General features: G+C 57.8%; 10 protein-coding genes. 8 read left to right on the forward strand and 2 right to left on the reverse strand.

The features are described from left to right. Positions 1 to 14 precede the first annotated feature (14 nt). Complete coding sequence (gene serB, locus Q8R10_RS12095) at positions 15 to 1229, reverse strand: phosphoserine phosphatase SerB (protein WP_305654078.1); 1215 nt, start codon at positions 1227 to 1229, stop codon at positions 15 to 17. A 260-nt stretch (positions 1230 to 1489) separates the two neighbouring features. Here serB and Q8R10_RS12100 point away from each other — a divergent pair, with 260 nt between their 5' ends. Further along, entirely contained in the window at positions 1490 to 3079 is a 1590-nt protein-coding gene (locus Q8R10_RS12100) for an AhpA/YtjB family protein (protein WP_305654079.1), read from the forward strand. Between the two features lie 75 nt (positions 3080 to 3154). Here Q8R10_RS12100 and Q8R10_RS12105 read toward each other — a convergent pair whose 3' ends face one another. Beyond that, positions 3155 to 3850 (reverse strand): membrane integrity-associated transporter subunit PqiC, encoded by a 696-nt coding sequence (locus Q8R10_RS12105; protein ID WP_305654080.1) that lies wholly within the window; start codon positions 3848 to 3850, stop codon positions 3155 to 3157. Positions 3851 to 4128: 278 nt separating this feature from the next. Between Q8R10_RS12105 and Q8R10_RS12110 the strand changes: the two genes are divergently transcribed. The 7 genes from Q8R10_RS12110 (at position 4129) to Q8R10_RS12140 (ending at position 21196) form a co-directional block, all read left to right on the forward strand. Next, positions 4129 to 6639 carry a bifunctional diguanylate cyclase/phosphodiesterase gene (locus Q8R10_RS12110; protein WP_305654081.1) on the forward strand — a complete coding sequence of 837 codons (2511 nt, stop codon included), beginning with the start codon at positions 4129 to 4131 and terminating at the stop codon, positions 6637 to 6639. Between the two features lie 44 nt (positions 6640 to 6683). Then, a complete protein-coding gene (locus Q8R10_RS12115) occupies positions 6684 to 12533 on the forward strand; it encodes an alkaline phosphatase D family protein (RefSeq protein ID WP_305654082.1) in 5850 nt (1949 codons plus the stop codon). A 328-nt stretch (positions 12534 to 12861) separates the two neighbouring features. Then, a complete protein-coding gene (locus Q8R10_RS12120; protein ID WP_305654083.1) occupies positions 12862 to 14139 on the forward strand; it encodes an ATP-binding protein in 1278 nt (425 codons plus the stop codon). Beyond that, positions 14136 to 15476: an HD domain-containing phosphohydrolase gene (locus tag Q8R10_RS12125; protein ID WP_305654084.1), complete on the forward strand. Its 1341-nt coding sequence runs from the start codon at positions 14136 to 14138 to the stop codon at positions 15474 to 15476. Before Q8R10_RS12120 ends, Q8R10_RS12125 begins: the two co-directional genes overlap by 4 nt. A gap of 16 nt (positions 15477 to 15492) precedes the next feature. Then, positions 15493 to 16020: a response regulator gene (locus Q8R10_RS12130; RefSeq protein ID WP_305654085.1), complete on the forward strand. Its 528-nt coding sequence runs from the start codon at positions 15493 to 15495 to the stop codon at positions 16018 to 16020. A 35-nt stretch (positions 16021 to 16055) separates the two neighbouring features. Continuing rightward, positions 16056 to 17291, forward strand: coding sequence for an ATP-binding protein (locus Q8R10_RS12135; RefSeq protein WP_305654086.1), 1236 nt, complete (start codon positions 16056 to 16058; stop codon positions 17289 to 17291). A 32-nt stretch (positions 17292 to 17323) separates the two neighbouring features. Next, entirely contained in the window at positions 17324 to 21196 is a 3873-nt protein-coding gene (locus Q8R10_RS12140) for an EAL domain-containing protein (protein WP_305654087.1), read from the forward strand. Positions 21197 to 21296: the final 100 nt, after the last annotated feature.

Below are 21296 nucleotides of genomic sequence, written 5' to 3' on the forward strand. Positions count from 1 at the left end.
GCCGCAGCACCCGGCTAGTCGTTACCGTCGCGATCACGAAAGCCCAGCAGGTACAAAATCCCATCCAGCCCCAGGGTGGAAATCGCCTGCTTGGCCGACTGTTTAACCAGTGGCTTGGCGCGAAAGGCCACGCCCAGACCGGCCAGCGCCAGCATCGGCAAGTCATTGGCGCCATCGCCGACGGCAATCGTTTGCTCCAGGCGCAAGCCTTCCCGTTCGGCCAGTTCCCGCAGCAAGTCGGCCTTGCGCTGAGCATCGACTATGGGTTCGACGGCAACCCCGGTCAGCTTGCCATCGACAATTTGCAGCTCATTGGCAAACACATAATCGATGCCCAACTTGGTCTGTAGCTGTTTGGCAAAATAGCTAAAGCCGCCAGACAGAATCGCGGTCTTGTAACCCAGCCGTTTGAGTTCGGCGAACAGCGTTTCGGCGCCCTCGGTCAGGCGCAAACCGGCGCCGACACTGGCCAGCGTCGACTCCGGCAAACCTTTGAGCAGGGCCAAACGCTCTTTGAAACTAGCGCGAAAATCCAGCTCGCCGAGCATCGCCCGCTCGGTGATCGCCGCCACCTGCTCGCCAACCCCGGCCGCCTTGGCCAACTCATCGATGACCTCGGCCTCGATCAGGGTCGAGTCCATGTCGAACACCGCCAAGCGCCTATTACGGCGAAACAGCGAGTCGCGCTGAAAGGCGATATCGACATTCAGTTCCTGCGCCACGCTCAAGAATTCGGCACGCAGCGCCTGCTGATCGGCCGGCTCGCCGCGCACCGAGAACTCAATACAGCCCTTGCCTTGATCGGCCGGGGTATCCAGCGGCATGCGCCCCGACAAGCGATCAATATGGTCGATATTCAAGCCGTATTTGGCGGTGATCGAGCTGACCCGCTGCAACTGCTCGGCCGTGACCTTGCGCGTCAGCAGGGTGACTATGTGCCGGGGCTTGCCCTGCACCGCCACCCATTGCTGGTAGTCCGCCTCGGCTACCGGGGTGAAGCGCACCTGCTGATCGAGCTTATAGGCAGTAAACAACAGGTCTTTGAGCACCGATGAGGCCTGCTCGGTGGCGGGAATCTCAACCAGAATGCCGAATGACAAGGTGTCATGAATCACCGCCTGGCCAATGTCGAGGATATTCACCCCGCCTTGGGCGAGCACCCCGGTAATTGCCGCCGTCAGCCCCGGACGATCTTCCCCAGTGATATTAATCAGGACGATTTCGCGCAAGCTCGGCTCTCCGCAGCAGTAAAAAACAGTCTAAGCGCCAGTTTCAGCGGGTTGCGAGCACAGCGCAAACACGGCAAAACCGACAAGGAGGCGAAGTTTACGGCTTGTAAATCCGCACTCCAAGCCTGATTTCGAGCAAGTCGGCCGATATTCCTCACGCAACTGGACTTTGCCCGCACTTGCGCCCAGCACAAGGCTTTGCCCATCCAGCCCTGCTCGTTATACTGCGCGCCAATTCCAGTCAAGAAGAGCCGAGCCCCGTGAACCGGCCCGAATCCGTCAAACCCGATAATTTCTTTCTGCTGATTTTTCATGCCCTGCGCCAGCGACGCGTGCCCTTAGCCCTGCGCATTGCCAGCCACAGCCTGCTGTTGGTGGCGCTGGCGTTGGTGATTTACACCTGGGTGATGGGCATGCAGTTCAAGCAGGCGATGCAGCAACAGGCGGATGCCTTGGGCCAGAGCCTGATAGTGCAGACCGCCGCCTCCGCCACCGAGCTGCTGGTTTCCAACGACATTCTCAGCCTCAACGTGCTGCTTAATAACCTGGTGAAGAACCCGCTGGTGTCCCACGCGGCCATCTACAGCGTGGATAACCGCATTCTCGCTGAAGCTGGCTCGCGCCCCAAGCAAGGCCTGCTCGGTGAGACCGAGGGCCTGTATTCGACGCCCATCACCTTTCAAGAGGTGATCGCCGGGCACCTGCGCATTAGTTTGGACACCGAGCAATTCCAGCAGCCAATGACCATCAGCTTGCAAAGCATGGGACTGCTGAGCCTGATTTTGCTGGCGCTGACACTCTCTTTGAGCCTGCGCCTGGGGCGGCATATTTCCATCCCGCTGCTGGAGCTGCGAGTCTGGCTGCGCGACCCCGATGACCCGGCTCCCGGCTCTGGGCGCCAGGACGAAATCGGTGACCTGGCCCGTCAGTTACAACATCGCCTGGTGCCGGCCAAGGCGCCCAGCAGCGCTGTCCCGGCTTATCGCGACATTGAAGTGGACGAAGACGACGAAGCTTCGTTTGATCCGCTTGATCCCTTTGCTGACGACGAGGTTGAGGACGACGAACCTGCCGGCAGCTTTGCCGTGCACGACCTGCGCGATCCACAGTTTGACCGCGACGAGGATTTTGACCCGTCGAGCAGCCCGCGGCTCAGCAGCGTCGAAGACGACGATCCCTTCTCCGACCTGCGCGATGAACTGCAACACGACCAGCAGCCCGCGCCGGCATTGCCACTGGCCGCATCAGAACCAGAACAGACACCACAAGCCGCCCACGTCAGTGCGGTGTTGTCGATCCAGCTCGGCGCCCAAGAACAACTACGGCGCCTGCCCCGCTCGCGCCTGCTCGACTTGCTGCAGCGCTATCGCACCTGCCTTGAGCAAACTGCCGCGCTCTATCAGGGCCAACTGCACACCCTGAGCGATGGCAGCAGCTTGATGCTGTTCCACCAACGCAGCAGCGGCGCCGACTACCTGACCCATGCCATTTGCTCGGGCGAACTGATGCGCGCCCTCGGTCACGCCCTGCAAATCGAGGTAGCCGACAGCGGTATTACCCTGCAATTACAGTTTGGCCTGACTCAAGGCGACGATCTAAGCGATGTCAGCCAAGGCGATTTGCTGCTCAGCGACACCGCCCAGGATGCCCTGGCACTGTCGCAACACAGCCGCAATCTGTTGCTGGTGACCCGGCAGATTGCTGACGATCCACTGCTGCGCCAACGGGCACGGATACGCTCGATTGCCAGCCCGGAAGGTGCCTGCTGCGTCGAGCGCTTGCTCGACCCTTATCCGGCGCTACTGGAGCGACAAATGGCGCGCATGCACGACGCCAAGTTCCAATCCTAGGCGGCGCGGCTAGAGCGATAAATGACGCGCAGGCATGACGCTAAACTCCAACGCCCAATCCTCGCCGGCGCCAAATCAGAACCGATAGACCTCGGACGCGCCTGTCGCTGGCGCGGTCGGCGGCTTGGGGGTAAGCGCCGGCTTGCGCGGCGGCAGTGGCGCAGCGCGATTACCCGAGGCACCGGCGGCCGACTGGCGACTGAACTCGCTGACGTCCACGGCCAACTGCTCAGCCAATTGCTGCAATAAGCGGCTTTGTGCCTGTACCTGACTGGTCAAACTGTCGCTATGCGTCTGCTCTAGCTGCAGCAAGCGCTGCTCGCGCAGCTGGCCATTTTTATCCAGCAGGCGCCACTGCGCGTGCAGCACGGCCGGCTGTTGCGGCCCGGAATCCAAGCGACTGATGCTCACTATCAACTGCATATCCGCTGGCCGACCGCTGCTTGCAGCGGCGAGCACATAGGGCGTGTGCAGCCGCGAAGCGAGCTGGCGCTGCAGCAAATGATCAATGTCCTCCTGCAAGCTACCGGCCCAATGCGCATCCGTCTCGGTCAGGCTGCCATCGGCTTGACGCTGCAAGATAACCTCACGTTGCAGGTACTGCGCCAGCGCCAGCGGCTCCAGCAACAGCACCACACCGGTGCGCGCACTCGGCGCCTTCAACGTACCGGCGTCCAGCTGGTACAGCGGTGCCTGCGGCAGCAGACTGCAACCGGCCACGCCCAGCACCATGCTTAGCAGCAGCAGGCGGTAACTACGCAACAACATCATTAGACTTACTCGTGACGGCTAAATAATAACCAATTGTCCACCAATCTAGCCGCCGGCTCCAGCGCCGCACTCAAGCACTGCTGTGCCAGTTAGCCGGAGGCAATTACAACGGCACCGCACATCGGCAAAATTCACTTGGTCGGCAGATTTGCCGACGCCAGGTAAGCGGCTGCGCTTTACTAGGCCTAGCGCGTATCGAACGCGCCTATCCGACGCCATCAGCAGTGCCATCGACGCCTCCGCTCGCGGTACAGCGGCACGCCTGCACAGGGACAGCAATGAGCCAACGACTTTGGCGGTTTTGCCTGTTTTGCTTACTCACCATCGGCGGCGGCGCGCAACAACTGGCGGCGGCCCCGCTGGCAGTGGCCTATAGCTGCCAAGGCGAGATGAGCTTTGCCGGCCTGCTGGCCAGCAACCCTAACTGGCTGCCGGCCGACGATGGCCAGGTGCCGGTGGAGCGACTGCAGGATCAATGCTGGATTCGCATCAATCAACTGCCCAAGGCAACAGAGCAGCTAGAAAGTCGCTGGCTGTCGTTTGCCAACCTGCATATCCAGCGGGTGGATCTGCACTTATTCGATGCCCAGGGTCGCGTCATTGGTCACGCGCAGCGCATGGGCAGCAACAGCAACGCCCTGGTTAGCGGTCAGCGGGCGATCTTTATTCCACCCGCTGAGCTGCACCTCCCACTCTACGCATACCTAAGCCTGACGACCGGCATCCGCCCGCTGCCGGGGCTGAGTCATGTTATCCAGGTTGAGTCGGTTGATCCCAGCACCAGCCTGTACCAAGAGCAGCGCGCCGACCTGCGCAGCCTGTCAATAAGCGTGCTGTTAGCTGCCAGCGCCGTCATAGTCGGCTTTTTCGGCTTGGCTTTGCGCAATGGCAGCCACCTCATCTACGCCCTATACGCCAGCGCCCAGGCGTTAAGCGTATTTGCTAAAAACGGCTTACCCTTCGCCGTCGACAGCGCCCCGGTGTGGTTGCTGGATGCCTGGTCATTTCAATGCCTGGTGGCCATGCTAGCGGCGCTGCTGTGTGCCCGCTTTGGCCATTTCAGCCGGCACAGCCCGCGGACCGGCTACCTCGCTTACGCCATCGCCGGCGCATTTTTACTGCTGATCCCGCTCGCGCGCCTCGCCCCCGACTGGGCCGCACAAGCAAGTTTTATGCTTCTGCCGCTGCACTTTGCCACCCTGCTCTCGGGCAACTGGCGCGGCTGGCGCCAAGGCGAGCGCAGCTGCGGCATTTTGCTCTTTGGCATGCTGCCGACCAGCCTCTATTGGCTGATCTTTCTGACCTACAACCTGCTGCTTAAGCAGCCAATGCCCAGCGCCTTGGCGATTGGCTCAAGCTTCGACATCCTGCGCACCCTGGCCTTGCCGGCAGCGTTTTGCTACGGCCTGGCCGAGCAAACCCTGCGCCTGCAGCAAGAAACCGCACAGCTAGCGCGTTTCGACCCACTCACTAAGCTAAACAACCGCGAAGGGCTTCGCCAACACGGTCAGCACCTGATCGACCAAGGCCAGCAGCCCTGCGCCCTGATGCTCAACATCGAACGCTTCAAGGCCATCAATGAAACCCTCGGGGTGGCGCTTGGCGACCAAATCCTGATCGAAACCGGGCGCCGCCTGCGCCGCCTGGCCGCGCAATATCCGGGCGCGCGTGCCGGGCGCATGCATGCCGATCAATTTTGCCTGCTCTACCCACAGACCGAGGACCTTGAACAGCTGCGCCGGCAAATCAGCCAAAGCTTTAATCGCCCCACCGAGGTCGACAGCCAAACCGTCGACATTGCCTTGGCCGGTGGCATCGCCCGGCCCGTCAGCAGCCCGCTGGACATGACGCTACTGCTGCGTAACGCCGAAGTGGCTCTGGACGTGGCCCGCACGCAGCACAAAACCTGGGTCGAGTACCACGCCGAGCTGGAAAGCAGCCAGCGCGCCGATCTGGGTCTGCTTTCCGAGCTTAAACGGGCGGTTGAGCAAAACGAGCTGCGGGTGTACCTGCAGCCCAAGGTGCGTCTGCACGATGGCGCGGTAACCTGCGCCGAAGCCCTGGTGCGCTGGCATCACCCCAAGCGCGGCACCATTCCACCCGGCGACTTTGTGCCCTTTGCGGAAAAAACCGGGCGCATTACCCTGCTAACCCACTGGATGCTGGCCGAGGCCATGTGCCTCACGGTGCTCTGGCGCAGGCAGGGACGGCCGTTGCAAATCTCGGTCAACTTATCGGCCTTTGACCTGGCCGAAAGCAGCTTCGTCAGCAGCCTGCAGCGCATGCTGCAAAGCAGTGGCGCGAACCCCGCCGACATCCGCCTGGAGGTCACCGAAAGCGCCGCCATGCAGGACCCCACCGCCGCCCTGGCGGTAATGGATGCGCTGTATCAGATGGGCTTTTCGCTGTCGATTGATGACTTTGGCACCGGTTACTCATCCCTCGCCTACCTGCAAAAAATGCCCGCCGAAGAGCTGAAAATTGACCGCTCCTTTATCCACAACATACAACCCAACAGCGAGGGCGCAGCCTTGCTCGAATCAACCATCGACCTGGGCCATCGGCTGGGTTTGAGCCTGGTCGGTGAAGGCGCCGAAACCGCCGAGGAATGGGCGCTGCTCTGCGCCCTCGGTTGCGACTACGCGCAAGGCTGGTTCGCCGCCAAACCCATGCAAATCGCCGATTTTGAGGCGTGGCGCTTGGCGAACAACCCCTTTTCTGCCAAGTTGCCTATGCCGCCCTGCCCAGCCCCAAGAGCCCTCAAAAGCCGGCGCGCCAAGCAGCAATAGGCCAACAACCGGCCCCAATCACGCCGAACACGGAGGTCCGCAGCATGCTTTGGCTATCTAAAGACGTAGAACAACTGATTACCCAGTGCCAATCGGCCAGCGCACCCTATTCACCCGACGTGATAGTGGTTGGCTCCGGCTATGGCGGCGCCGTGGCGGCCCTGCGGTTTGCCGAGCACGGCCTGAGCGTGGCCCTGCTGGAGCGCGGCGGCGAATACCTGGCCGGCGATTTCCCCACCGACCTCAGCCAAACCGGCGCCTTTATTCGCGCCGAATCCAGCGTCAATGGCGGGGCCAATGCGCTCGGCAATGAAGATGCGCTGTTTGACTTTCGCCTCGGCACTAATGCCAGCGCGCTGGTCGGCAATGGTTTGGGTGGCGGCAGCCTGATCAACGCGGCGGTGGCCTTGCGCCCGGATGCGCGGGTGTTCGAGCAAGCCCAATGGCCGGCGGCGATTCGCCACAGCAAGCTGGCCGAAGACTTTCAGCAGGCCTACCTCGGCCTGGAGATTCAGTCGCCACAGATGCAAGCCGCCAGCCCGGCCTGCGTGCCGCAGCAAACGGCCAAGTACCAACGCTTGCACGACATTGGCCAGGCGGCGGCGCAGCAGTTTGCCAGCGCCGAGCTGAGCGTCAGCACCGAAGACGTGCCCCTGGCGATTGAATTTCGCCCCGCCCCCAACCAAGACCTCGGCCCGCGCGCGGCCTGTATCGGTTGCGGCAATTGCGTGTCGGGCTGTAACCAGCAGGCCAAGTTGAGCCTGGACAAGACCTATCTGCCGCGCGCCCGGCAAGCCGGCGCCCAGCTGTTTACCCATGTCAGCGTGCTCTCTATCGAGAACGACGCCAGCCAGCCGCAGCGTCCGTGGCGGCTGCATTGCGTGCGCACCAGCGAGCGCGCCCAATGGCAGGCGCTGCAGCAAAATGGCGCGAAGGAGCTGGCCAATTACGAATTTGTAATACCTTGCGGGCGAGTGATTCTGGCCGCCGGCACCTTTGGTTCCAGCGAGATTCTGCTGCGCTCCCACGCACAAGGCCTGGACCTGGCCAACGCCTGGCTCGGCCAGGGCATTTCCGCCAACGGCGATGACCTGTGCGCTGCCTACGATCTGCCCGACAGCGCCAACGGCATCGGTAGCAGCAGTGTCACCACCCCGAGCAACGCTCCTGAACCCGCCTGCGGGCCAACCATCAGCGCGGTGATTCGCTTTCAGCATCGCGATGACCACAGGCTCAGCACCATAATCGAAGACGGTGGGATTCCCGGCTTACTGGCGCCGCTGGCCAATGAGCTGCTCAGCACTCTCGGGATATTGCCGCAACTGGCCCGCTTTGGTTTGCGCGGTAAACGCGGCAGCGACCCGCTGGCCGTGCAACCCGAAGTCATCGCCCGCAGCCTGGCCCTGCTGGGCATGGGCCACGACTCTGCCGCAGGCAGCGCGACTCTGGCCAGCCGCGGCGCCCGGCTGAACTGGAGCTGGCCCGCCAACGCCGCCGACCCCGCGCCGCAGCTGCATCGTCAGCGCATGGCCAGCATCAAACAGCTCGGTGGCGAGTTTTTGCCCAACCCGGTCTCCGGGCTATTGCCCGATGAAATCGCCCAGGTGCTGAGCGGCCCAACCGCGCCCGCCGGCTGGATCACCGTGCATCCACTGGGCGGCTGCCGGATGGCCGACGCCGTGCAAGACGGGGTGGTCAACGACCGTGGCCAGCTGTTTCGCAGCGACGGCACGGTGCACGCCAGCCTGCAGGTGCTGGATGGCTCAATCATTCCCAGCTCCCTGGGGGTTAATCCGCTGCTGACCATTACCGCACTGGCCGAACGCGCCTGTCGCCTGACCCTGACCGAACTGGCCGGCGGCCAAGCGACCCCTCAGGCGCTGGATGCTTACCCAAGCACCACACCAGCCTTCAGCCGCAGCGCCACACCGGTGTGCGGTGCGGTGCTGGCCGAGGTGTTGCGCGGCCCGCTGCAATGGCAAGACAGCCCAAACGCCGAGGCGCAAACCCTGGCCGGGGCGCTGTTTCTGCAGATGGACGTGCCGGACTGGCAACAGCTCTGGCAAGACCCCAAGCACCGTGTCGAGGCCATCGCCGGCAACCCGCAGTCGCACAGTTTTACCTCATCGCGCCTGGTCATCGATCGCCCGCAACAACAGCTGGAGCTGCAGGTCAGCGGCGGCAGTGTCGAGTTGTTCCGCCCGCTGGCCGATACGCCGTGGGCCCGTGGCAGTCGCTTTGTCCGCGCCTTTCTGACCTATCTGATTAACCGCTGGTGGCCGGATCGTTCCCGCGCCAAACCGGCCAATCCACCGGGTTTGCTGGCCAATATCCGCAGCGGCGCCCGCCTGCTCTGGCACGCCAGCGCGGCGCGCAGCTTCGCTTATCAACTGCAACTGAGCGACGGCCAACACAGTTACCGCCTGCACGGCAGCAAGCTGATCCAGCCGGCCGCCAGCTGGCGCGAACTGGCGCAATGGCTGCGTAACAAGCGGCGCCACGGCGGCTGGCCGGTGCTGCCACGGCGCAGTGTGTGGGAGCAATTAACCGAGCTGGACGTGCAACTCTATCGCGACGACAGTCCGCACCTGCTGGCGGCCGGGCGGCTGGCCATGGATTTCCCGGAGATGCTGCGACGCATCGCCCCGCAGCTCAACAGCGGCCCCGACAGCCTGCACGCGCTGGCGGCGCTGGCCAGTTACCCACTGCTGATTAGCCGCTACCTGATCAGCAGCCGGATCCTGGATTTCCGCCTGCCCGACTACGCGCCCAACCTGCCGGCCAGCGACCCGGCCCTGGCGGCCGACAACGGCGTATTTGAGTTAGAGCAGCAGCTTTACCCAAGCCTTGAACTGCCGGGCGGCGACAAAGTGGCCGCACAAAAGCCGCATTGCCTGCGCGTCTTGCTGCATGCCGACGACGACCCCGAGGATCCACGCAGCGAGTGGATTCGCACCGGCCTGGTCCGCTACGCCCAGCCCCAGGTCGAGTCGCAGATGATTAATGGTCAGCGCCGCTACAAGTCGATCATGCTGCTCAACGGCTTCGCGCAGAACACCTTGCCCTTTGTCGCCGAAGAGCTGGGCAGCCGTAGCCTGGCCGCCATGCTGTACGCCAAGGGCTGGGATGTGTGGCTGCTGGAGTACCGGGTCAGTCCGTTTTTGCGCGCCTCGGCGCAGTTCTCCAGCATGGACGACATCGCCGCCGGTGAAATCCCCAAAGCCATTAATTACATCCTTGAGCAACTGGACGAGGCGGCGGGCGACGCGCCGCCCGTACCCGGCGAGATGTTCTGCTTCAGCCACTGCGTCGGCTCGGCTTCCCTGGGCATGTCGCTGCTCGGCGGTCATCTGGTCCATGAGGACAGCCAGCGGGCCAAACTGGCCGGGGTGTTGTTCTCGCAGTTCCAGCCCTTTGTGATTGGCTCAAAAACCGCGCAAATGCGCCTGCAAGTGGCCGCCCTGCTGGTCAACGGCCTGCAGCTCAAGCACCTGGAGTTTGCCGCGGGCACCGTGCAGGCCGATGCCCTGCATGCCCTGATGGACCGGTTGTTTGCCAGCTTCGACTACAGCGAAGCCGAACGCTGCCCCGGCGAGCACGACCTGCGCCACGAGCACCCCGATAGCACCTCCTGTAAACGCATGGCCGGCGCTCTTAGCCGCCTGTTTCGCCACGATCAATTGCTGCCGATCACCCACGCCAAGCTCGACCAGTATTTTGGCCGCACCAACCTCGGCGTCTTTATGCACGGCGCCAAATGCGTCGAGTACGAACGGCTGGTGAATGCCAACGGGCAAAACGTCTATGCCACCGAGGACAATCTGCGCCGCTTCCTGCCGATGCCGGTGATGCTGCTGCACGGCGCCGACAACGTGCTGTTTGACCAAGAGTCCTGCGTTGAGAGCTGGCGCCAATTAAGCCGCACCTTCAGCACCGAACGCCTGCTGCGCGGCTACGACCATCAACTGATCGCCGCCGAGCACGCGCATTTTGACTGCACCATCGGTAAACAAGCACCGGAGAAAATCTTCTCCGAGGTGGTCGGTTTCTTTAACACCGCCTACGCCGCGCCCGCCGAGCCCGCCAGCCAAACCACCCACAATCGCTTGCGCGCGCGCTTGCCGCGCAGCGGGCCGATTGTCGGTTGGTGCCGCAATGAGGGCGAAACCAGTCGCCTGCGCCTGTGGATCGAAGTCGACAACAGCCAAAGCGGCGAAGCGCTGGCGGTGATGACGCTACTGTGCGCCGGTCCCGAGCGCAAAGTGCAAGCCTGGCCGCTGCAGCAACAAGCGCTCGATACGGCGCTGGGCAGTAAAGCCGAGCCGGCCCTGGATGCCGGTATCAGCTACGCCCTGGCCGATATCGAGGTGCCCAACAGCTGGCTGGCCAGCCTCAGCATCGCCATGGTCAGCCTGCACCGCTACAGCGCCTGCGAACCGGCGCAAACCGAGCACTGTGGGCTGCACTGGCCAACCGATTGGGGCCAGCCCATGACCGTTGCCGAAGCCCTGGCGGCTGGCGGCCGTACGCCGGCGCTGACTGACGCCCCTGGCGACCCCGTCAGTTGCATCCTTGAGCCCAGCCATACACAGCCAAGCAACCCGCAGCCGCTGGCGTCACGGCTGCCAGCAGCGCCGATCAGCCAGACGCTCCAACCCTTGCCGCTGCAGCTCAGTCTGAGCGACGCCCAAGCCCTGCTCCATCCGCTCTCGATTGCCCTGCAGCAAAGCCGCCAACTGGCCCGCCAGGCGCAACCCGGCACTCTCTCGCGGCAACGGCGTAGCCTGCGCTGGATGCGCGAATGCGTGGTGCGGCTGCGCGCCGAACAGTGGCAACCGACCAATAACTTTAGCTTTCTCGCCGCCAGTTGCCGACATCCGGGCCTGAGCGCCATGGAAGACAGCCGTCGCGATGCCAGCTTGCTGGCGATTAATCAGCGCCAACGGCGGCAACCGGCGGCCTTTATGCTGATGCTCGGTGACCAGATATACGCCGACGCCCGCGCCGGCCTGTTCGACAGCAGCTCATCGCTGGAGCGAATCTTGCCGCGCTACCGCGAGGCCTTCGGCTCGCCCGGTTTTGCCGCGCTGGCCCGCAGCACGCCCTTATATATGGCCATGGACGACCATGAGCTAGGCGATAACTGGAGCCGCGACTTGCTCCTGCGCGGGCAAGCGGAGCGCGAACTGAACAGCAATGCACTGGCCGCCTACCACGCCTTCCAGCGCGCCCACGGCCCCAACGCCGAAGGCCCGGATGGCCATGACGCCAGTTTCAACATCGCCGCCAGCGGTTTTTTCTCGCTTAACACGCGCATTCACCGTGAACGCGCCGAGCGGCGTTTACTCGATCCAGCCCAGTGGCCACTGCTGGAAAGTTGGCTGCTGGAACAACAGGCCCGTGGCCGGCAGCCCAAGTTTATTCTCAGCGGTTCGGTGCTGGCCCCGGGGCTGCGCGAATACGCCGGGGTTCCCGCGCCGCGCGAGGCCGACAGCTGGCAACTGGCGGCCAGCGAGCGGGCGCGGCTGCTGACATTTATCCGCGATAACGCCATCAGCAACGTGGTGTTTATTTCCGGTGACTACCACTGCTGCGCCGCCGCAACCATCAGCTTCGACGGCAGCCCGCTAGTCGCTTATGCACTGGTGGCACCGCCGCTGCACGCGCCGCTGCGCTTCGCCAACGTCGCCGCCAGCAGCGTATTGCCCGAGGAGATAATTCCCTTGCCCAACGGTTACGCACGGGTCGCAGCGCAAGCCTGGGAGGGGGATGGCTGGCTGGAATGCCAGCTGCAAGAGCAGCCCCAGGGCTACCAGCTGCGGGCGCTGTTTCGCTGCCTGCCGCTTGATACTGACGAGGTGCAGCAACATCAGTGCAGCTGGCAATTGCAGTAGCCGTCCGCGCTCGCGATGAAACGGCAACAGACCCTAGCGGCAGATAACTATAGTTATTCTGCCGTGCCCTTAAGCTCAGGCCCAAAAAAGACTAGAGTGAGTGCACGACAGTTTATTGCCACGCTGGCAGCGCTTACCGTTGAGCTACAGCGCCCGTAGAGCGGAGTTTTTCAGCCGTGGCTTTAACCTCAAACAGCGGTTTAAGTCACCCGTTCCAAGCAGCAAAAGCCCTCACGCGCCAGCAAGACCAATAAACAGCCTCTATGCTCAAGCAAGCCATAACGCAGGGACGGGCAAGGGATAGGTTATGCATGAACTAAGAACAGCAATGCGCGTCGTGGCCGCCATCGAACATATCGGGGCGGGACTACTGATTTTGGACAGCCAGTTGAACATCAGTTACTGCAACCAGTTCATTCTCAATCGCCTCCCGGTCAAACACCCGAAACTGTTAGGTCGGCCACTCGCGCAAGTATTCCCCGAGATCGACAATCCTAACTGGCGCTCCATGCTTAAGCACGTCAGAGAAACCGGCGAGCCGATCCAGACAGTGGGGGGCGACACCCCCTATCTGATTCATCTCAACAGCGCAACCCATGTCAACGACGGCGAACTGTCGCCGCCAATGCAGCAGGCCACCATTCTCTACAGTTTCATGGATGAACTGGAAACGCCGCTGCTGGGCTTAGCCGTATTTGATAACAGCACTGCCGTCTTGGCCCACGACATGCTGCTCGAAGCACTAAAGAGCTTGAAACAAAAGCATGACATTGCCGATACCCTGCATCAGCAACTAAAGCAGGCCAATAACCAGCTGCTGCAATCGGAAAAAATGGCCGCCATTGGTCAACTTGCCGCCGGAGTTGCCCATGAAATCAACAACCCCATCGGCTTTGTGGCATCTAATCTGAAGACCCTCGCCGATTATGTTCGCCAGCTCCTCAGCCTGGTCGATGACATGAGCGAATGGGGTGGTCTGGAACTGGAAGAGCTGAAGAAAAAATATGATTACGCCTTCATTCGCGACGACATCAGCGGCCTGCTGCATGACTCCAACGACGGCGTGGAGCGGGTCAAAAAAATCATCAGTTCGCTACGCAACTTCTCCCATGTCGGCGACGAAGCCTTTGCCGAAACCAACCTGCTCGACGGCATTGAAAGCACCCTGAACATGGTCAACAACGAGATCAAGTACAAAGCCGAAATCATCAAAGAGTTCACCGCCATCCCCCCCCTCGAATGCATCGCCCCGCAGATCAACCAGGTGATTATGAATTTGCTGGTCAACGCGGCGCAGTCCATTGAGGGCTTTGGCAGCATCACCCTGCGTACCCACAGCAGCGCGGATGAAGTCTGTGTTGAAATCGAAGACACCGGCAGCGGCATGACAGCCGAGGTCAGTAAACGTATTTTCGACCCATTCTTCACCACCAAAGCCGTTGGCAAGGGCACCGGTTTAGGCCTGTCGTTATCGTTCAATATCATCGAAAAACATCACGGCCGCATTACGGTCAGCAGCACGCCGGGCATCGGCTCCTGCTTCAAAATCCACCTGCCGATCAAACAACCCTTGGCACCCGCAATAGCCACTGAGGGCCAGGTATGAGCGAAGCCACTATTGCAGCCAAACCGCAACAGAAAATCCTGCTAGTGGATGACGAAGAGGCCATTCTCAATAGTTTGCGCCGGGTGCTGCGCAACCAACCCTACGAGCTGTTTTTTGCCCACGGCGGGGAAGACGCATTAGTACTGCTCGAACAACACGCCATCGATGTGGTGGTCTCCGATGCGCGCATGCCAGGGATGGACGGCGCGACCCTGCTCAGTGAAGTCAACAAGCGCAAACCCGACTGCATGACCATTCTGCTGACCGGTTACGCCGAAATTAACACCATCGTCAAAGCCATTAACGAAGGGCAAATTTACCGCTACATCAGCAAGCCCTGGAATGACGAAGAGCTGCTCATGACCCTGCGTCAAGCGCTCGCCATGCAGCACGCCGAGCGTGAACGGCGGCGCCTGGTGGTACTCACCCGCCGACAGAACGAAGCACTGCGCGAGCTCAATGAAAACCTGGAGATGCGCGTCAAAGACCGCACTGCCGAACTGCAACAAACGGCCGACATGCTCGACCTGGCCTACGACGAACTCCAGCGCAGCTATGTCGTCAGTACCGAAGTATTTTCCATGCTGATCAACCAGCGCCTGCCGCGCGACAAGCAAACCAATCAGCAGGTGATCTTGCTGGTACGCGCCTTTTGCGCCAACCAGCATATTGATGACCACAGCAGCCGCGACATCGCCATGGCTGCGGCGCTGTACAACATAGGCAAACTCAGCTGGAGCGACGAGTTAATCAGCTCCCCCTCAGACTTGCTGTACCGCAACGAGCGCGACACCTACCGCAAATACCCGACTCAGAGCGAGTCTCTGCTCATGGCTCTAGAGCCGTTACGGGATGCCGCCACCTTAATACGTCATCACCAAGAACACTGGGACGGCGGCGGTTTTCCAGACCATATCAAAGAGCAACAAATCCCTTTTGGCTCACGCCTACTAAAACTCGCCATCGACTTTATCGAACTGCAGTGCGGCTTGATCTTGGAACGCAAGATGAACCGCGATGAGGCGCTGCTGTTTATTCGCAAATACTCCGGCCGCCTCTACGACCCCGAGATGGTCGAGCTGTTTATTCAGGTTTGCGCCCACCTGCTAGCCGACATTCGCATCGCCGACCCGGCGGTTAAAGCCCTTGATACACGGCATCTTGAGCCGGGGATGATCTTGGCGCGCAACCTCCAAGCGGACAACGGCATGCTGTTACTCAATGAAGGTAAAGAACTCAACCGTCAATTGATCGACAAACTCATTGCCTTTGAGTCAATCGAAGCCGTGCGCTACACCGTCTTCGTTGTACTTCCCGAGCCTCAGCCTCAGCCTTAGCCCTCCGAGGAATCCCATGATCAATATTCAATTAGTTGACGATGAACCTGCCATTCTTTCTGCGCTCAAACGCGTCGTCCACGACGAAGGCTGGGCAGTCGATACCTACACCGACCCACAGGAAGCATTGGGCGCACTGTCGATAAATTCATATGCGCTTATCGTTTCTGACTTACATATGCCGCAACTGGACGGCATTACTTACTTGCAGTTTTCCAAACAGTTGCAACCGCATGCCATTCGCCTGCTGCTCAGCGGTCATGGCGACCGCGACAGCCTGACCAAGGCCATCAATCACGCGGGCATCTATCGCTTTGTCAGCAAGCCCTGGGACAGCTACGAGCTACTTGCAGCTCTACGTTCCGCCGTTGAGCTTTATCAACTGCAAAGCGAACGCCGCCAGTTGCTCGACGAACTACAACAACAAAAAAATATAATTGCCCACCACCAAAATGAATGGCAACAACTACACAAAAAACACCCAGCCCTTCTTGAAGTTCTCCGCGACGAAGACGGCAATATTTTACTTGGGGAAGACAAATAACCCCTCCCCGCAGACCACCGCCCAAGGTTAATACCATGAACAACAGTAGCGAAAACAATGCAGCGGCTACGTCTGAAGCTCAGCAGGGCTGGGGACTTTTATTACTTGATCCACAGTTAAACATTCGCTACATAAATTCAGCCGCGGCTGAAATTCTGCTCAGCAGCACGGAACAGGCAACCAATAAAAATATCGGCGAGCTAATTCCAGCACTTGATCTAGTCTTGGCTAACGCGAGCATTTTCAGCGAGCCAAACCACTACAGCCAGTCAATCGTGCCAAGCAACTCAGCAAACAACATTTCTTATCAGCTGGAGCTGCATAGCATTCCAACCGACGACAAGCAAAATATCATTGCTGCCTATATTTACAAAAAACCCACCAGCAGTGCAATAGATACACCTCCCGCACCAGCAAGCCTTGCGAACAAAGCACTGGCGCTGTCACTGAGCCAGATGCTAAATATCAATCAGCAATTAAACATGCGTTTACTGCACTCTAATCGGCAGGTTTTACAATCCGAAAAAATGGCCGGTATTGGCCAACTGGCTGCCGGCGTCGCCCACGAAATAAATAACCCACTGGGCTTTGTTTTCTCCAACATAAAAACCTTGAGCAACTATATCGCCTCGCTATTTAAAATCATCGACATAGCGGCCGGCGATTGCAAAAGCCAAAATTTACAAAACACCATGAACGAGCTTGAGTATGACTATATCAAAACCGACCTCGCCGAACTGCTTGAAGAGTCTGAGGAGGGCTTGCAGCGGGTGAAGAAAATTATCGTCTCGCTAAAAGACTTTTCCCACATCGATGAAGAAGCCTTCGCTCCAGCAGACCTGCACAAATGCATAGAAACCACACTGAGCGTCGCCCAAAACGAAATAAAATATAAGGCCGAGATAATTCGAGAGTTTGGCGAACTACCACTAGTCGACTGTATCGCCTCACAAATAAACCAAGTCATCATGAACATAACCGTCAACGCTGCGCACGCCATCGAAGAGTTCGGTACAATTTATATTAGAACCGGCACCCAAGACCAAAAAGCCTGGATTGAGATAGAGGACAATGGCGAAGGAATACCCGAGCACATTATAAGCCGAATTTTTGAGCCATTTTACACCACCAAGCCCATCGGCAAGGGTACGGGCCTGGGCTTATCCTTATCCCAGACCATTATCGAAAAACATAATGGTCTCCTTGAAGTAGAAAGCACGCCCAGCAGCGGAACAAAATTCAAAATCTGGCTACCCATAAAGCAAGTATAAAACCCGCCAGTCGAAAAACTGCAGGCAGCCAAATGAAACACTTAGCGTACTCAAACTTAAAATACCCGCAAGTGCTACTCAGAAGCACCGCGATTGCCTGCTTCAGTATTTTTGCAATATCATTGCTTGATTACGCCATTGCGTTTGGCAACCAACCACACCCCCCAACCATATCTTTACAAGTCGGCTTCGGTGCCGCCTTGCTTGCCGCCGCATGCCTACGCATGCAACAGCGCCTAATCATGTTGCCCATTGCATTGCTGCTGTTAATCATTACGCACGCGATTAACCAGCAAGATTTCGGCTTTCTCGACATAGCCGTGACCGCCTTACTCGCCCTGAGCTTTAATTTCGGCTTACGCCAATCGAGCACGATAGAAAAAATCAAAACACTTGCATCTGCTGCCTTAATCGCCACCGGCGGCTACTTCCTTGCCACCCAACTAATTGACAGTAATATATTGTCGAGCGAGCTTTTAAAAACCAGCCCAGGCAAACCTCGCTTTGCCGGTCTGTTTATTTTTGCCGGCATCATCACCATGCTGCAAATAATCAACAGCAAGCTAACGCACATAGAGTTAAAACCAAGCATAATTGACACCTTAAGCCTGATCGGCCCTGTCTTCATCTACAGCTTACTCGCCATCAGCAGCAATGACGCGCGCCATCATGCGAAAACCTTGGTCAACGCCACTCGGCAAGAAATACAAACGCTCATCCAAACAAGAAAAATACAGATCCTGGGGATATCTACTTTATGGTCTGAAAAAAATATGCGCAGCGCGGATAACCAAAACAAACACTTCAATAGTTTTTTCGCCATCATCCCCGAACTCAAATCAATTTACATACTCGACCAACAAGGCAACAAAATCAGCAGCTTCCATGCAAACAATAACGACCAGCCACAGATCACCGCGGCCGTCGCCGCCGCATTTAATGCAACGAAAAAGCAAAGCTCTCCAGCAACAAACCACTCTGTCAAATACATCATCAGCGAATCAACCAGTAGCCGCCGCACAACCGCGACAATTCTTTATCTTGGTGAACTCAAACAGCATATAGTCGCCATCTACCAACTTAACCCATGGAACAGCACTCTAAAAAACACCAACACCACTGAAATTCAAATAAGCGTAACGTCCAGCCAAGAGCCGCACACACAAGACCCGTATAAATTATCACTGGCCACCGAGGCGATTGCACTGGACGACGGCTCAACATTAATTATCAGCGCCAGCGCCAAAGGCCCGGGCAAAATACCCGCAATATCTATACTGCTGTTAATCAGCAGCATCATCATGGCCGCCATTGCCCGGCTCGGCGCCGCACTGTACCAGCAAGAAAAAAACCATGCCCAGCAGCTACAAGCAAAACAACAAGAGCTACTGAGCAGCCTCGCCGAAGGCGAACAACTTAGATCCAGCGCCGCCACCAACGAACAACTATATAAATCATTATTCAATGAAAGCCCCGATATTATTCTGCTCAGCGACAATAGCGGAAAAATAATTGACGCCAATACCTCAGCCGTCAACTTATTTAAATACCCTCGCGCGCGCCTGACCGGCTTCACTGTTGGTAGCTTATTGCTAGCACCAGCCAACAACAACAATTCAAGCCGCCTGCCAAATGTCAAAATAAATAATTTTGAAATCCCTTGCTTTGACAGCAACAAAGAAAAATTAAACCTAAATATTTGCCACTTCCCCATTGAAATTAATGGTGAGCAGTTTGGTTCTTTTACCGTAGCCCGGGATTTCTCTAAGTTCCGCGAAGCGCAACACGACTCACTGCTTAGATTGCGGGCACTCGATGCGTGCTCCAACGGCATAGTTATCTCTGACGCCAGGCAGTCACATCAGCCGATTGTTTATGTCAATTCCGCCTTTGAGCGCATCACCGGCTACGGTGCACACGAAGTTCTTGGCAGAAACTGCCGTTTTCTCAGCCGCGGCATTGCGGAAACCAAGGAAAGAGAAATATTGCGCAACGCCATCCTTCGCGGCGAGAGCGCCAAGGTAGTCATCCAGAATGCGCGTAAAGACGGCAGCCTATTTTGGAATGATTTAAAAATTGAACCGGTTTACGACGAAGACCATGCACTTAGTCATTACGTCGGCGTACAAACCGATGTAACTGAACAGCGTCAATACATTACCGATCTTTCTTTTTACGCCACCCATGATCGGCTTACCGCGCTGCCTAATCGGGCATTGCTGGAAGATCGACTTGAGCACAGTTACGTCACGGCCAAACGTTACAACCAACTGATGGCGGTGGTCTTTATTGACCTCGACGACTTTAAGCCAATCAATGATACCTTTGGCCATGCGATTGGCGATGAAGTATTAAAAGAAGTCTCCGAGCGCCTGCGCTGCCAGTCGCGCAACTCTGACACGCTGGCGCGTTTGGGCGGCGATGAATATATATTGCTACTTTCCGAGATCCACAGCGAACTGCAGGTAGTTACTATCGTCGAGCGAATTATCGACTGCATCGACAAAGCCTTCCACATTAACGATCTGGAGCTGCATATAACCTGCAGCGTCGGCATTAGCCTTTACACGCCGGACATCGACAGTTCGCAAATTTTGTTACAGCAAGCCGACATGGCCATGTATCGCGCCAAACAAAATGGTCGCAATACTTACAGCATTTACACCTCAGACCTTGATGTTGCGGCAACTGACAATATGCGCTTGCGCAACGATTTAAGAACCGCCATACAGCACGAACAATTAATCATTCACTACCAACCACAAATTGACGGCCGTACCGGCCGAGTGTCCGGGATTGAAGCATTACTGCGCTGGAATCACCCCGTACGCGGGATGATCTCGCCGGTCGAATTTATTCCATTGGCCGAAGCCAATGGGCAAATTGTGCCTATTGGTCAATGGGTGCTTGAGCATGCGTGTGCATTTGCCCGCGAACTTATCGATGCCAAACTATGCGACTGCCCTATGTCAATAAACGTCTCACCGATCCAAATGCAACGCCAACCTTTTGATCAAGTTGTCATTGCCACCTTAGAAAAATTCAAACTGCCGGCAAAATACCTTGAACTGGAAATCACCGAAAGCATTCTGCTGCAAGACATGGACAGAGTTCTAAAAATGCTCAAAGACCTGCATAGTTACGGCGTGCGCATGGCCATTGATGATTTTGGCACAGGGTTCTCCAGCCTCAACTATTTAAAACTCTTACCACTCAACAAAGTTAAAATAGATAAATCCTTTATCAACGAAGTCATCCGTAACCCGCACGATGCAGCCCTGACCAAGTCGATTATCTCGATGGCGCACCACTTATCCATGAGCGTTATTGCCGAGGGGGTGGAAAACCTTGCTCAATACACCTTTCTTTTGAATAACAAATGCGAATATTTTCAAGGCTATTTTTTCTCTAAACCCTTGAGCAGTACCGACTTAATCGCATTTTTACGCACCAATCGCGCCGGCGTTAAACTGCCCGAAAGCTCAAACGAAGCGGCACGCACACTCTTACTGGTTGATGATGAAGAAAACATCTTGCGCGCGTTACGCCGCACCCTGCGCAAAGACAACTACAACATTTTAACCTGCACCAGTGCCCAAGAAGCTTTTGAGTTACTCGCACTCAACAATGTACACGTCATTATTTCTGATCAGCGCATGCCGGGCATGACCGGCACCGAGTTCTTGAAGAAAGTAAAAGACATTTACCCCAATACCATTCGCATGGTTTTATCTGGTTTTACCGATCTCAAAAGTGTTACTGAGGCTATCAACCAAGGGGCGATTTATAAGTACCTGACCAAGCCCTGGGATGACAACATTCTCTCCGAGTCGATCCAGCAAGCATTCAAACAATATGACTTACAACTCAACACCATCATCCGACTCGACACGGATCGGCAGTAAGCCTAATAGCTATGTACCAGTTATGTGTTGAGGTATGTGGGTCGTTTAGGCGATGCCTGGGGCACCGCAATTCGTAGGGTGGGTTAGGCGCATGACCACA

Origin of the sequence: Pseudomonas sp. (genome assembly GCF_030698175.1) — a bacterium.
Lineage (GTDB): Bacteria > Pseudomonadota > Gammaproteobacteria > Pseudomonadales > Pseudomonadaceae > Aquipseudomonas.

Bases quoted from the DNA above. Each gene is read 5' to 3' on its own strand.
- Q8R10_RS12105 (WP_305654080.1), bottom strand. From the start codon at position 3,850: ATGATGTTGTTGCGTAGTTACCGCCTGCTGCTGCTAAGCATGGTGCTG.
- Q8R10_RS12110 (WP_305654081.1), top strand. From the start codon at position 4,129: ATGAGCCAACGACTTTGGCGGTTTTGCCTGTTTTGCTTACTCACCATC.
- Q8R10_RS12115 (WP_305654082.1), top strand. From the start codon at position 6,684: ATGCTTTGGCTATCTAAAGACGTAGAACAACTGATTACCCAGTGCCAA.
- Q8R10_RS12120 (WP_305654083.1), top strand. From the start codon at position 12,862: ATGCGCGTCGTGGCCGCCATCGAACATATCGGGGCGGGACTACTGATT.
- Q8R10_RS12125 (WP_305654084.1), top strand. From the start codon at position 14,136: ATGAGCGAAGCCACTATTGCAGCCAAACCGCAACAGAAAATCCTGCTA.
- Q8R10_RS12130 (WP_305654085.1), top strand. From the start codon at position 15,493: ATGATCAATATTCAATTAGTTGACGATGAACCTGCCATTCTTTCTGCG.
- Q8R10_RS12135 (WP_305654086.1), top strand. From the start codon at position 16,056: ATGAACAACAGTAGCGAAAACAATGCAGCGGCTACGTCTGAAGCTCAG.
- Q8R10_RS12140 (WP_305654087.1), top strand. From the start codon at position 17,324: ATGAAACACTTAGCGTACTCAAACTTAAAATACCCGCAAGTGCTACTC.